This is a genomic window from Cronobacter sp. HA18003, from assembly GCF_011605905.1.
GTDB lineage: Bacteria > Pseudomonadota > Gammaproteobacteria > Enterobacterales > Enterobacteriaceae > Cronobacter > Cronobacter sakazakii.
On sequence record NZ_JAANQO010000011.1, the window covers coordinates 1,808,818 to 1,822,055 of the forward strand.

10 protein-coding genes are annotated in these 13,238 nt (G+C 59.7%); 5 read left to right on the top strand and 5 right to left on the bottom strand.

The genetic code is table 11. From position 1 onward, the window contains the following. Positions 1-14: 14 nt before the first annotated feature. The gene (locus tag G6041_RS09680; protein WP_084999180.1) at positions 15-1,256 is read right to left on the bottom strand and encodes a zinc-dependent alcohol dehydrogenase; all 1,242 of its coding nucleotides are present in this window, start codon (positions 1,254-1,256) and stop codon (positions 15-17) included. A 242-nt stretch (positions 1,257-1,498) separates the two neighbouring features. On the opposite strand from G6041_RS09680, the gene uspG reads away from it, so the two are divergent. After that, on the top strand, positions 1,499-1,927 hold the full coding sequence (gene uspG, locus G6041_RS09685) for a universal stress protein UspG (protein ID WP_007781716.1): 429 nt from the start codon (positions 1,499-1,501) through the stop codon (positions 1,925-1,927). A 225-nt stretch (positions 1,928-2,152) separates the two neighbouring features. Here uspG and ahpF read toward each other — a convergent pair whose 3' ends face one another. Both ahpF and ahpC read right to left on the bottom strand, forming a co-directional pair. Next, positions 2,153-3,718, bottom strand: coding sequence for an alkyl hydroperoxide reductase subunit F (gene ahpF, locus G6041_RS09690; RefSeq protein ID WP_012125386.1), 1,566 nt, complete (start codon positions 3,716-3,718; stop codon positions 2,153-2,155). A 256-nt stretch (positions 3,719-3,974) separates the two neighbouring features. Further along, on the bottom strand, positions 3,975-4,538 hold the full coding sequence (ahpC, locus tag G6041_RS09695) for an alkyl hydroperoxide reductase subunit C (RefSeq protein ID WP_004388195.1): 564 nt from the start codon (positions 4,536-4,538) through the stop codon (positions 3,975-3,977). Between the two features lie 491 nt (positions 4,539-5,029). Here ahpC and citR point away from each other — a divergent pair, with 491 nt between their 5' ends. Further along, entirely contained in the window at positions 5,030-5,992 is a 963-nt protein-coding gene (gene citR / locus G6041_RS09700) for a DNA-binding transcriptional repressor CitR (RefSeq protein ID WP_012125388.1), read from the top strand. Here citR and G6041_RS09705 read toward each other — a convergent pair. Then, positions 5,987-7,147: a pyridoxal phosphate-dependent aminotransferase gene (locus tag G6041_RS09705; protein WP_012125389.1), complete on the bottom strand. Its 1,161-nt coding sequence runs from the start codon at positions 7,145-7,147 to the stop codon at positions 5,987-5,989. The genes citR and G6041_RS09705 overlap by 6 nt on opposite strands. A 136-nt stretch (positions 7,148-7,283) precedes the next feature. Between G6041_RS09705 and G6041_RS09710 the strand changes: the two genes are divergently transcribed. The 3 genes from G6041_RS09710 to G6041_RS09720 are packed head-to-tail and all read left to right on the top strand — an operon-like array spanning position 7,284 to position 9,123. Beyond that, positions 7,284-7,898: a methylthioribulose 1-phosphate dehydratase gene (locus G6041_RS09710; protein WP_012125390.1), complete on the top strand. Its 615-nt coding sequence runs from the start codon at positions 7,284-7,286 to the stop codon at positions 7,896-7,898. Next, complete coding sequence (gene mtnC / locus G6041_RS09715; protein ID WP_004388199.1) at positions 7,895-8,584, top strand: acireductone synthase; 690 nt, start codon at positions 7,895-7,897, stop codon at positions 8,582-8,584. Before G6041_RS09710 ends, mtnC begins: the two co-directional genes overlap by 4 nt. After that, positions 8,581-9,123 (top strand): 1,2-dihydroxy-3-keto-5-methylthiopentene dioxygenase, encoded by a 543-nt coding sequence (locus tag G6041_RS09720; RefSeq protein WP_012125391.1) that lies wholly within the window; start codon positions 8,581-8,583, stop codon positions 9,121-9,123. The genes mtnC and G6041_RS09720 overlap by 4 nt, the downstream gene beginning before the upstream one ends. Positions 9,124-9,349: 226 nt before the next feature. On the opposite strand, the gene G6041_RS09725 is transcribed toward G6041_RS09720, so the two are convergent. After that, positions 9,350-13,231, bottom strand: a complete 3,882-nt coding sequence (locus G6041_RS09725; protein ID WP_012125392.1) for an enterobactin synthase subunit F — start codon at positions 13,229-13,231, stop codon at positions 9,350-9,352. Positions 13,232-13,238: the final 7 nt, after the last annotated feature.

The window sequence follows — 13,238 nt, forward strand, 5'->3', positions numbered from 1 at the left end:
TTAGTTGCTGAAAATTACGGCTGTAACGGCTGTAACGGCGCGTTCATCAGCGCGGTGACTTTCTCCCGCGCGGCTTCAGGCGTCGCGGCACCCGGCACCAGAATCACCTTGCGGCACTCCTCTTCGCGCTTCTCGAAAATCTTATAGCCGCGCGCGGCATCTTCCAGCGGAAGATAGTGCGTGACTATCTCTTCCGGCGTCAGCAACCCCTGCTCGATAAGCGGCAGCAGCTCCGGCAGGAACGCATGCACGTGCGTCTGGCCCATCTTAAAGCTGATGCCTTTATCGAACGCATCGCCAAAGAGAAAGCCGTGGATAAAGCCCGCATAGACGCCCGGCACGCTCACCACGCCACCGCGACGCACCGCCGCGATGCACTGGCGCAGCGCTTTGCCGCTGCTGCCTTCGATTTTGAGATTTGACAGCACGGTTTCCGTCAGGCTGCCTTTGGCCTCAAAACCGACCGCGTCGATAACAGCATCCACGCCGCGGTTGCCCGGCGTATTTTCGATAATAAACGCCGCCGGATCGTCGTTTTCATCAAAGTTGATCGGGATAACCCCATAACGCTCTTTTGCAAAGGCGAGACGATAATCGTTGTGGTCGACCATAAAGATCTGTTCTGCGCCGAGCAGTCGCGCGCAGGCGGCGCTGAGCAGCCCCACCGGGCCTGCGCCGTAAATCGCTACCTGAGAGCCTTTCTGTACCTGGCCGTTTTTCACCGCCTGCCACGCCGTCGGCAGGATATCCGAGAGGAACAGCGCTTTATCATCAGAAAGCACCGGCGGCACTTTAAACGGCCCGACATTGCCCTTTGGCACGCGCACATACTCCGCCTGGCCGCCAGGAATGCCGCCATAGAGATGGCTGTAGCCAAACAGCGCCGCGGGGGCCGGGATCTGCTTTTTATTCAGCGCCGCACCGGTGCCTTTATTGGTGTTTTCGCAGGCGGAATATTGCTGAAGTTTGCAGAAAAAGCAGTCGCCGCAGGCGATAACGAACGGGATCACCACGCGGTCGCCTTTACGGATGTCCTTCACCGCGCTGCCGGTTTCCACCACTTCGCCCATAAATTCATGGCCAAAAATGTCGCCGTGATGAACCTGCGGAATTTTGCCGCGATAGAGGTGCAAATCGGAGCCGCAAATCGCGGTCGCCGTGACGCGCAGAATAATATCCTCCTGCGCCTCGATAATCGGGTCCGGGACATTTTCGACCTTAACGTTATGCGGCCCGTGGTAGGTTAACGCCTTCATTACGACCTCCTGGCAGACGGTAAAAAGAGACAGGTTCCAGTGCGAAAGTTCATCTGGTCTACACCAAGGGTAGTCGGGATGGGCCGCGAGCCGCGGGATCCGCCGCCAGTGCCGCGGCTTTGAGAGTTTTCCTGGCGAAAGCGGCTGCGTAAAAAAACACAAATTTGTCGGGTCAATAAAAGTATCCCTGACAAAAACAGGGTTTAATAAGCACGTTGATAACCGCTAAAGGAGGAGTGACGATGTACAACACCATTCTGATGCCTGTAGATGTGTTTGAAATGGAGCTGAGCGACAAAGCAATTCGCCACGCGGAGTTTCTGGCGCAGGAGGAGGGAATTATTCATCTGCTGCATGTGCTGCCAGGCTCTGCCAACCTGAGCCTGCACCGCTTCGCTGCCGATATCCGCCGTTTTGAAGAACATTTAGAGGCCGAGGCGAACCAGCGCCTGCAAACCCTGAAGCAGCATTTCACCCTGCCGGAATCGCGCCTGCGCAGCCATGTGCGTTTTGGCAGCGTGCGTGATGAAGTTAACGCGATGGCTAAAGAGTTACACGCCGACGTGGTGGTGATTGGTTCGCGCGATCCGTCTATCAGCACCCACCTGTTAGGCTCGAACGCGTCAAGCGTGGTACGCCACGCGCACGTGCCGGTGTTTGTGGTGCGTTAAATTTTGGGAGGAGTATTGGCGGGTGCGCGTTGCTTACCCGCCCTACAACTACTGAATGCCGGGGTGGCGGGTGCGCTGCGCTTACCCGCCCTACCTATCTGTGACGTTAAGCGTAGGGCGGGTAAGCGCCAGCGCACCCGCCAGTTACAACAGATCATCCACCCAAACCGCCAATAAAAAAGCCCCCCCTGAGGGCGGCTTTTACGCAGGCGTCTTACTTTCTTTTTATGCAGTTTTGGTACGAATCAGATAATCAAACGCGCTCAGGGAGGCTTTCGCGCCTTCGCCGGTGGCGATGATAATCTGTTTGTATGGCACGGTGGTGCAGTCGCCCGCGGCGAATACGCCCTTCACGCTGGTCTCGCATTTGGCGTCGATGATAATCTCGCCCATGCGGTTACGCTCGACAGCGCCTTCAAGCCAGGTCGTGTTCGGCAGCAGACCGATCTGAACGAAAATCCCCGCCACTTCCAGATGCTTCACAGAACCCGTTACGCGATCCTGATAATCAAGACCGGTCAGCTTCGTGCCGTCACCTTTCACTTCGGTGGTCATGGCGTTCAGGATGATGTCGACGTTTTTCAGGCTGCGCAGTTTATCCTGCAACACCTGGTCGGCTTTCATCTCCGGCGCAAATTCCAGCAGCGTTACGTGCTCAACGATCCCCGCGAGGTCGATAGCCGCTTCCACGCCGGAGTTACCGCCGCCGATGACCGCGACGCGTTTGCCTTTAAACAGCGGGCCGTCACAGTGCGGGCAGTAGGTCACGCCTTTGGTGCGATACTGATCTTCACCCGGTACGCCCATGTTGCGCCATTTCGCGCCGGTCGCCACGATCACGCTGCGTGCTTTCAGCACCGCGCCGGAAGCGGTTTCAATCTGGTGCAGGCCGCCTTCGCTCGCCGCCGGAATCAGCTTCGTCGCGCTCTGGGTGTCGATAACGTCAACGTCGTAATCATCCACGTGCGCTTTCAGCGCGCCCGCCAGTTTCTGGCCTTCGGTTTTCGGCACAGAGATGTAGTTTTCGATGTCTACGGTATCCAGCACCTGACCACCGAAACGCTCGCCCATCAGGCCGGTACGGATGCCTTTACGTGCGGAGTAAATCGCCGCCGCCGCGCCCGCCGGGCCGGAGCCGACAATCAGCACGTCGTAAGCGTCGCGCTGGTTCAGCTCTTCCGCCGCGCGTTTTTCCGCGCCGGTATCCACTTTCGCCACGATTTCGGCAAGCGTCATACGGCCAGAACCGAATTCCACGCCGTTCATGAAGACCGCCGGAACGCCCATCACGTTGCGCTCGGTGATTTCATTCTGGAACACCGCGCCATCAATCGCCGTGTGTTTAATGCGCGGGTTCAGCACGGACATCAGGTTCAGCGCCTGCACCACGTCCGGGCAGTTGTGGCAGGAGAGCGAATAGTAGGTTTCAAACTCGAAATCGCCGTCCAGGTCACGGATCTGCTCAAGCAGCGCCTGCGCTTCTTTTGACGGATGACCGCCGGTCCACAGCAGCGCCAGCACCAGCGAGGTAAATTCGTGGCCCAGCGGCGAGCCCGCAAAGCGCGGCCCCTGGTCAGAGCCGGGGTTCGTAATCAAAAATGAAGGTTTGCGCGCTGCGAGCGTGTTGTCTTCCCTGAAGGAGACTTTGTCAGACAGCTCGGCGATTTCCAGCAGCAGTTCTTTGATCTCTGCCGATTTCGCGCTGTCATCCAGTGTGGCCACTAACTCAACAGGCTTTGTCAGACGCTCAAGATACGCCTTGAGCTGGGTTTTCATGTTTGTGTCGAGCATAATTTTCTCCTGAGCTTACGCTTCCTCATTTAAGCCGCCTCAGTGCAGCGCCGCCGCGATGCAACTTAAATGAGAGCGCGTAAAAGCGTTTTCAAAAAAACGGGTGCAAGACTGCACCCGTGATAATGCCTTTTTCCGAGTATTTCGCGTTACAGGAAGGCGGCAAGCTTAGGCATCCCCGGGAGCTTACATCAGTAAGTGACCGGGGTGAGTAAGCGCAGCCAACGCACCTGTGGCGTGAAAGACGACAGAAAAATTAGATTTTGCCAACCAGGTCCAGAGACGGAGCCAGAGTCGCTTCGCCTTCTTTCCATTTAGCCGGGCACACTTCGCCTGGGTGAGAGGCTACATACTGAGCCGCTTTGATTTTACGCAGCAGGTCAGATGCGTCACGGCCGATGCCTTCAGCAGTGATTTCGATAGCCTGGATAACACCCTGCGGGTCAACGATGAACGTACCGCGGTCAGCCAGACCTTCGTCTTCACGCATGATTTCGAAGTTACGGGTCAGGGCGCCAGTCGGGTCGCCGATCATCGCGTATTTGATTTTCGCGATGGTGTCGGAGCTGCTGTGCCACGCTTTGTGGGTGAAGTGGGTATCGGTAGAAACGGAGTAAACGTCTACGCCCAGTTTCTGCAGTTCTTCGTAGTGGTCAGCCACGTCGCCCAGTTCGGTCGGGCATACGAAGGTAAAGTCAGCAGGATAGAAGAAGAATACGCTCCAGCGGCCTTCCGTGTTTTTCTCGGTAACTTCGATGAACTCACCGTTTTTGAACGCCATGTTTTTGAAAGGTTTGATTTTGGTATTAATCAAGGACATCTATACTTCCTCCGTGTTTTCGATGGGATGTAAGGTATCGAATTTTCGTAACCCAGGCCAATGCGTTTGCGTTATCAAATCAATAAGCAATAGCTAACAACCGATCCGGGCCAACCTTAGTGAACGTTTCTCGCCGTCTCGCGAAAAAATAAAAAAGCCACCTCAACGGGCGGCCTGAGCGCTGAGATACCCGCAGGCCACAGCAGAGCCAGCGTGCTGGCGAAAGCGTTGCGCGCGGTGTTTTGCGACGCAGACGTACCTTCGATTAGAACACTCCCCTGCCTAAAGGGCAACGCACGTGAAGATTATTCGTACCTATGGCTGTGATAGGGAGCGCTTTGCAAAATTCATCGCCTCTCTGATGTGTGAGGCTGCGCCATTTTTTCGGATTATGCCCCGTCTCGCCTGCGCAAAAACATATTCCTTATCTATCATTTACTGAGAACAGATAAACCATAAAAATCCCCTTTTCGTCTCGTTGCGAGGCTGTCATGGCAAATTTGCAGGATTTGAAAAAGTTTGACCTCAATCTTCTGGTGATTTTCGAGTGCATTTATTTGTATCGCAGCGTCAGCAAGGCGGCGGAAGCCCTGTTCCTGACGCCGTCAGCGATAAGCCAGTCGTTACAGCGGCTGCGCAACCAGCTCAATGACCCACTCTTCGTGCGCTCCGGCAAAGGCATTACACCGACGACCGTGGGCACTAATCTGCATCACTATCTGGAAGACAACCTGAACCAGCTTGAGCAGACCATTAACATCATGCAGGGCGCGCCGCTGCGCAAAAACTTCGTGCTCTACTGCCCGCCCGCTCTCGCCGCCGATCATCTGCCGGCGTTAGTCAGCGCGTTTCGCGAGCATTACGATTTTGAACTGGAGCATTACGACACCACGCTTGCCAGCGAAACCGTGGAAGATCTGCTGGCCTATCGCAAGGCGGATCTGATTATCGGTATGGCACCGGTTGCCAGCCACTCGCTGATTTGCAAACACTGCTTTAGCGAAGAGACCGTGTTGGTATGCAGTGAAAACCATCCGCGGCTTGGCGAGCACGCCGATGACGCCGCGCTCGCCCAGGAGAAATTCACGCTGTTTAACGGCACTGCGGAAGGCCAGAAACAGTTTCACGTGAAGTCGGCGGAGCTTTTCGGCGAGCGGCAGATAGCCTTTACCAGTAACTCGATCTCCTCGATCATGGCGGTGATTGGCAGCACCGATTTTGTTGGCATTCTGCCTGCCCCCGTGCTGCGCCGTTATCGTCAGCTCTTTGGACTACGCCCCGTCAAGCTGAACTTCAGCCTGCCGCAGTATGATTACTACCTTATTTATAACCGCTCATCGTTAACGAATGCGTCGTTCGTAAGCTTTGTGTCGCTCATCGAACAGCACTTCCTGCGCGATGTGCCACAGGCGCAGAGCCGCAGCACGGCTTCACCCGATCAGCCCACCTTATAACCGCGCCAGACGCTCCGCGGCGGCGAGCAGCGTCGCCTCCTGTTTGGCGAAGCATAAGCGAATCAGCTTGTGCGGAAACGGCGCGTCGCAAAATACCGACAACGGAATAGCCGCGACGCCCGCTTCCGTGGTCAGCCATTCGCAGAAACTCACGTCATCAAGCGTTGAGATAGCGCTGTAATCCGCCAGCAAAAAATAGGTGCCTTCGCAAGGCAGGATTTTAAAGCGGCTGTCACCGAGCGCCTGGATAAAGCGATCGCGGCGCGCGCGGTAAAAATCCGGCAAATCGAGATAGTGCGCAGGCTCGGCGCGCAGCATATCCGCCAGCGCCAGCTGTGCAGGCGTGTTGACGGAGAATGTCAGATACTGATGCACTTTGCGAAGCTCGGCGCTGAGCGCGGCGGGCGCCACGCAGTAGCCCACTTTCCAGCCGGTCATGTGATAGGTCTTGCCGAATGACGACACCGCAATCGCCCGCTCGCGCAGCTGCGGATGCGCCAGCACACTGGCGTGGCCTTCTTTGGCAAAGCAGATGTGCTCATAAACTTCATCACTCAGCACATAGATTTCACGCTCTGCGATAGCCGCCCACAGCGCGGCGAAATCCGCGTTGCGCCAGACGGTGGCGGACGGGTTATGCGGCGTGTTGAGGATAACCAGCCGGGTGCGCTCAGAGAGCAGCGCGGCGAATTGCGCCCAGTCCACGCGAAAATGCGGCGGCGTCAGCGCGATGCGCTTGAGCACACCACCCGAAAGCGCCACCGCGGGCGCGTAACTGTCGTAGCTCGGGTCGAAGCAGATCACTTCATCGCCGGGGCGCACCAGCGCGGTAATCGCCGCGTAGAGCGCCTCGGTGGCCCCCGCCGTGACGGTAATATCGCTGTTGGCATCCGGACGGTGGCCGTAGAGCGCCTCGGTTTTATCGGCGATCGCCTCACGCAGCGCCTGCACACCGGTCATGGGCGCATACTGGTTCGCGCCCGCCGCCACGTGGTGCGCCAGTCGCTCCTGTAAATAGCGCGGGCCGTCGAAATCCGGAAACCCTTGCGACAGGTTAATCGCCTGATGCTGCTGCGCCAGCGCGCTCATGCGGGTAAAAATGGTCGTGCCCAGCGCGGGCAATTTGCTTTCTGGCGTCAACGGGGTTTGGCTCATAACGGCTGATCCTTTCGCGCGGTGTCGTGTTGTTTTGATGTTATCTGTCTGTTGCCGACACTATAACACGATGCTACTCTCTGGCAATCAAGACGCTTAGACGTCTAAACGCTAACGATATGCCTGCGGGGATGCGATGAGTAAAGAGAGCCAACTGGAAGCGCTGGTGGCCGCCTGTCACTGGATTGGCGCGAAGGGCTGGGCACCTGCCACCGGCGGCAATATGTCGCTGCGCGAAGACGCGCGCTGGTGCTGGCTGAGCGAATCCGGCAAAGATAAAGGCAGCCTGACGACAGACGATTTTCTGCAGGTAGACATTGCCACTAACCTCGCGCCGTCCGGCCGTAAGCCCTCCGCCGAAACCGGCCTGCATACTCTGATTTATCGCCTGTTCCCGGAGGCGAACTGCGTGTTGCACGTGCATACCGTTAACGCGACGGTGCTGTCACGCGTGGAGAAAAGCGACGCGCTGCATTTGTCCGGCTACGAGATGCAGAAATCGCTGGCAGGACAAATAACGCATCTTGATGATGTGCCTGTTGCCATTTTCGATAACGATCAGGATATTGATGCTCTGGCGGAGCGCATTGCGCGTCACCACCGCCAGTTCCCGCTGCGCTACGGATTTCTGCTGCGCGGCCACGGGCTGACCTGCTGGGGGAGCGATGTCGCCGTCGCGCGTCGCCATCTGGAGGGGCTCGAATTTCTGTTTGAATGTGAAATGCAGCGACGCCTGCTGGAGAGAGCATGATCCGCGCCATAGTTACCGATATTGAAGGCACCACGACCGATATCCGCTTCGTTCATAACGTCCTTTTCCCCTATGCGCGCGAGCGTCTGGAGCGCTTTATCCGCTCGGGCGAACAGCGCGAGCCAGTAAATCTGCTGCTTAACGAGCTGCGCGGTGAGATCCACGCGCCCGCCGCGTCGGTGGATCAGCTGATTGAAACGCTCTTCAAATTTATGGATGAAGACCGCAAATCCCCCGCGCTGAAATCGATTCAGGGCTATATCTGGCGCGAAGGCTACGTGAACGGCGATTTCACCGGCCATCTCTACCCCGATGTCGTGCCCGCCCTGCGCCGCTGGAGCGCTCAGGATATCGATATTTACATCTACTCCTCAGGCTCCGTACCGGCGCAGAAGCTGCTCTTTAGCCACAGCGATGAGGGCGACGTCACGGAGCTTCTGAGCGGCTTTTTCGATACGCACGTCGGTGCCAAACGTCAGGTATCGTCGTACCGCAATATCTCCATGAAAACCGGCGTGCCGGTGCATCAGATGCTGTTTCTCTCGGATATCCGCGAGGAGCTGGACGCCGCGCGCGAAGCGGGCTGGAAAACTGTCCAGCTCATCCGCGGCGAGCCCGATACGCAAAGCACCCACCGCCAGGTGTCCAGTTTTGATGACATTCACCCGGAGCAGATCCCCACATGAGCGCATTGACGATTTTTGCCGATAACGGTGCCAGCGAACCGCTGTGGCAGAGCACCGATGCCGACGCTATCCGCGAACAGCTTAACGCGCAGGGCGTGCGTTTCGAACGCTGGCAGGCCGACCGCGAGCTCGGTGATAACCCAACGCCGGAGACGGTGCTGACCGCCTATCAGCACGCGATTGACCTGCTGGTGGCGGAAAAAGGCTACCAGAGCTGGGATGTCATCAGCATGCGCGCCGATAACCCGCAGAAAGAGGCGCTACGCGACAAATTTCTCAATGAGCATACCCACGGCGAAGATGAAGTGCGGTTTTTCGTGGAAGGCGCCGGGCTGTTCTGTCTGCACATCGGCGACAAGGTGTATCAGGTGTTGTGCGAGAAGAACGATCTGATCTCGGTGCCCGCCGGCACACCGCACTGGTTTGATATGGGCTCTGAGCCGCATTTCACGGCGATCCGCATTTTCGATAACCCGGAAGGCTGGATTGCGAATTTCACTGGCAGCCCGATAGCCGAAGCGTACCCGCGTCTGGCGTAGCGCATATATGGCGGGTGCGCGTGTGAGGTAACGTGGCGGGTGCACGTGTGAAGTAACGTGGCGGGTGCGCTGCGCTTACCCGCCCTACATCCCTTCAGGCACCCGTCTTGGCCGTTTGTAGGGTGGGTAAGCGAAGCGCACCCACCTTTTTACAACACTCACAACATGTGCGTAGGGTGGGTAAGCGAAGCGCACCCACCGATGTACCCACCCAATTACACAAAACCTACCCGAGAATCTCCCGCAACACCGGGCCAATCACCTCGAATGCCTGCGGGGCGATAATCTCCACATGCGCGCAATCGACACTGTACACATCAAGCGCCCGCGTCCACGGTGCCCACGCCTCGTAAGGGTTAAGGCCCGGCGTTACGGTGCGTTCGGCGACAAACAGCGTCGCGTCACCTTCAAAGCGCGTACTGCGCGCGGTAGAAAGCAGCCGCACCGCGTCGGCGTAATTGCCTTCGATGGTTTCAAAAAGCCTCGTCGACCCCTGCCCCTGCTGCGCGCTCACAAACGCCGCCCGCTCGCGCTCGATCTCCGCCAGCACTTCCGGGTCGAGCTCGCGTCCGCCCTTCTCCTGCCAGTTTTGCGTTTCCGGCGGCCAGGTGTCGAGCAATCCGAGGAACGCCACCTCCTCGCCCGCCGCCTGTAACCGTGCGGCGACGCCGTGTGCAATCGTTCCGCCGAGCGAATAGCCAAACAGCCAGTACGGCCCGTGCGGCTGCTGCTCGCGAAGCGTCGCATAATGGCGGTCGCACAGTTCATCCACCGACGCGCACTGCTGCATCGGCCCGTCCGGGCGCGGCGACTGAATGCCCGTTATCGCCCAGCGCGGTGACAACCAGCGTTGCAGAACGCTGAACTGCCAGGCGAAGCCCGACGCCGGATGGAAGCAGAACAGCGTCGGCCCGTTGCCTTCACGCAGCGGCAAAATAGCGCCAAATCCCGCCTGCGCGTCGCGTTGTTCCGCCACGGCCGCCGCGAGTTTTTCCACCGTCGAGGCCACCATCACCTGCCCGACCGTAACAGTCCGCTCCAGCTCACGCGTGAGCCTTGCCGCCAGGCGCATCGCCAGCAGCGAGTGGCCGCCGAGCGCAAAGAAATCCGCCTGCGCGTCGGTCACTTCCACACCTAAAAGTTCCGAAAAAGCGCGGGCGATTGCCGTCTCGCTGCCCGGCGCTACGGCTCTGCCCGGCTCACGCACCGCAAGCTGCGGCAACGGCAGCGCTTTGCGATCCAGCTTGCCGTTGGCGCTGAGCGGCAGCGCAGGCAACTGGAGCAGCGTCACCGGCACCATATGCGCGGGCAACAGTTCGCTTAAGCGCGCGCGCAGTGCGGCCACATCCAGCGTAGCGCCGGAGGCGGAAACCAGATAACCCACCAGCTGGCGCGCATCGCCGCCCGTTTCGGCATGGCTATTCAGCACGCAGGCGTGCGTCACCGCCTGCGCCACATCCGGCAGGCTCAGCATCACGCGGTCAATCTCGCCAGGCTCAATGCGCTGGCCGCGGATTTTCAGCTGATCGTCACTGCGCCCGAGATATTCCACCGCGCCGTCCGGCAGCCAGCGCGCCACGTCGCCGGTGCGGTACATCCGCTCGCCGGGTACAAACGGATCGGCGATAAAGCGGCTGGCGGTCAGATCCGGGCGGCCAAGATAGCCCTGGGCCAGCTGAACGCCCGTGAGATAGAGATCGCCCGCCATGCCCGGCGGCACCGGGCGCATCCGGCCATCGAGAATGCGCAGGCCGGTATTCCAGACCGGGAAGCCAATCGGCACGCTGGCCCCCGTCACCTGCGAAAGCGCCGCACCGAAAGCCGGATACCCGCTCACGTCCACTGCCGCCTCCGTCGGGCCGTAGAGATTATGCAGCGGCACGGCGGTGAGCCGCTCCCAGTCGCGACACAGTGCCGTCGGCAGCGCCTCGCCGCTACAGAACACCTGGCGCAGCGACGCGCAGGCGTCGATCGCCGCTTCAGAAGTGAGCGCGCCGACAAACGCCGCCAGCATCGACGGCACAAAATGCGTCGTCGTCACCCGCCAGCGCGCAAACAGCGCCTGAAGCGCCTGCGGATCGCGGTGCGCCTGCGGCGGTGCCATCACCAGCCGCGCGCCGACGATAAGCGGCCAGAAAAACTCCCACACCGACACATCAAAACTGCACGGCGTTTTTTGCAGCACCACGTCATCCGCGCCGAGCGGATACTGGCTTTGCATCCACAGCAGCCGGTTGACGATGGCGGTCTGGCCGACCATGACGCCCTTCGGCCGCCCGGTGGAGCCGGAGGTGAAAATCACATAGGCGGTGTGCGACGGGCGCGAGCGCAAAAGCGGCTGCGGATCGCTTGCCGGCAGCGGCGCGTCGTAGCAGAACACAGGCAGGCTCGGGAGATGCGCGAAACGCCCCTGCTCTGAGGCAGCGGTAATCAGCAGCGCCGGGCGAGCGTCCTCCAGCATCATTTGCAGGCGATCGTCCGGGTAGCCCGTATCGAGCGGCAGCCAGGCCGCGCCCGTTTCCACAATGGCCTGCAGCGCCAGCGAGAGAAACACCGAGCGCGGCAGCGCGACGGCCACGATATCACCTGGCTTAACACCGCGACGCACCAGCTCTGACGCAAGCGTAAGCACTTGCTCACGCATTTCACGATAGGTAAAGGCATAGCGCGCATCCGCAAGCGCCGGGGCCTGCGGCGTCGCCTGCGCCTGTTTCGCCAGCAGGCTGCTGAGCGTCTCCTGCGGCAGTGGCACGGCGGTCTGGTTCACACGCGCAATCAGTGCGTAGTCGTTATCATCCAGCAGATCCGCCTGCGCGCACGCAAGCTCAGGTTCAGCGGCAAACTGTGTGAGCAGATGCGGCAGACGGGCAAGATGGCGCTCAATCTGCGCGGCATCATAGCGCTGCTGATTGGCCAGCAGTTCCAGCGTCACGCCGCCCTGCTCGTCAATATAGAGCGCGATTTCGAGATCTTTCACCGGCCCCGAGGCGAGCTGGTGGGTTATCCCCTCCACGCCATCGAAATCGAGCCGGTAATCAAACATTTTCAGGTTCAGCACCGGGCCATAGAGCGGCGTCTGCTGCGCCACTCTGCCCGCGTCGCGCAGCACCTGCTCGGCGTCATAGCGCTGATGACGGCGCAGCGTTTTGAGCGTCTTCGCAAAGGCGGCGGCGAACTGCGCCAGCGTCTGCTCAGGCGCAATGCGCACCGGGCAAGGCAGCACGTTCAGCACCGGGCCGGTGGCGCACAGCGCGGCCGAGCCGATGCGGCGCATAAAGATGAAACCGGCGCTGTAGGCGTCACGCCCGCTCAGGCGGCCAAGCCAGAGCGCCACCAGCGCCAGCGCCATATCCGGCGCGGTCAGCCCGCCGCTGTTTGCCATAAGCGCAGCGAAATGCGCATCATCAAAGCGCAGCGAGCGGCGAATCAGCGAGGTGGTGGAAGATTGCCCGGTAAGCGGCTGGTCAGAGAGCGTCGCCGGCGGCGGCAGGTCGCGCACCTGCTGCGCCCAGAAGGCGGCGTCGCGTGCGCAGGCGTCTGATGCCTGATAGCGCGCGTATTCATTAACCACCTCGTTAAACGGGACAAACGGCGAGGCGTCAGGCTGTTCACCCCGGCGCAGGCTGCCGTAAATATCGGCGATACGGCGGGTAATGGCCGTAAAACTAAAACCATCCACCACCAGATGATGATAACGCTGATACCAGAACCAGCGCGTCTCGCCGACACGCAGCAGCGCATGATGCACCGGCGGTTTGCCACGAGTGACGCGCAGATCCTGCTCCAGATCGGCATGCATCAGGCGCTGAGCGGCGGCCTGCGGGCAGGCTTCGTGGCGCAGATCGATGATTTCAGGCATGGCAAAGGTGAGCGATGCGTCAAACCGCTGCGTGACGATACCGTCGCGCTCCTCAAAACGCATTCGCAGCGTGTCGGCTTCCATCATGCCCGCCACGATGGCGCGCGCCAGCAGCGGCGCGTCAACCGTGCCGTTCAGCTCGACGTAATGCGCCACGCTCCAGGCGTTGGCCTGGCTGGAGAGTTTTTCAGCCATCCAGATACCCGGCTGCGCCGCCACCAGCGGCAGCGCGGCCGTGGCCTGCTCCACAGGGGAA

Coding starts and splice junctions, on each gene's coding strand:
- G6041_RS09680 (WP_084999180.1), bottom strand. CDS start 1,256: ATGAAGGCGTTAACCTACCACGGGCCGCATAACGTTAAGGTCGAAAAT.
- uspG (WP_007781716.1), top strand. CDS start 1,499: ATGTACAACACCATTCTGATGCCTGTAGATGTGTTTGAAATGGAGCTG.
- ahpF (WP_012125386.1), bottom strand. CDS start 3,718: ATGCTCGACACAAACATGAAAACCCAGCTCAAGGCGTATCTTGAGCGT.
- ahpC (WP_004388195.1), bottom strand. CDS start 4,538: ATGTCCTTGATTAATACCAAAATCAAACCTTTCAAAAACATGGCGTTC.
- citR (WP_012125388.1), top strand. CDS start 5,030: ATGGCAAATTTGCAGGATTTGAAAAAGTTTGACCTCAATCTTCTGGTG.
- G6041_RS09705 (WP_012125389.1), bottom strand. CDS start 7,147: ATGAGCCAAACCCCGTTGACGCCAGAAAGCAAATTGCCCGCGCTGGGC.
- G6041_RS09710 (WP_012125390.1), top strand. CDS start 7,284: ATGAGTAAAGAGAGCCAACTGGAAGCGCTGGTGGCCGCCTGTCACTGG.
- mtnC (WP_004388199.1), top strand. CDS start 7,895: ATGATCCGCGCCATAGTTACCGATATTGAAGGCACCACGACCGATATC.
- G6041_RS09720 (WP_012125391.1), top strand. CDS start 8,581: ATGAGCGCATTGACGATTTTTGCCGATAACGGTGCCAGCGAACCGCTG.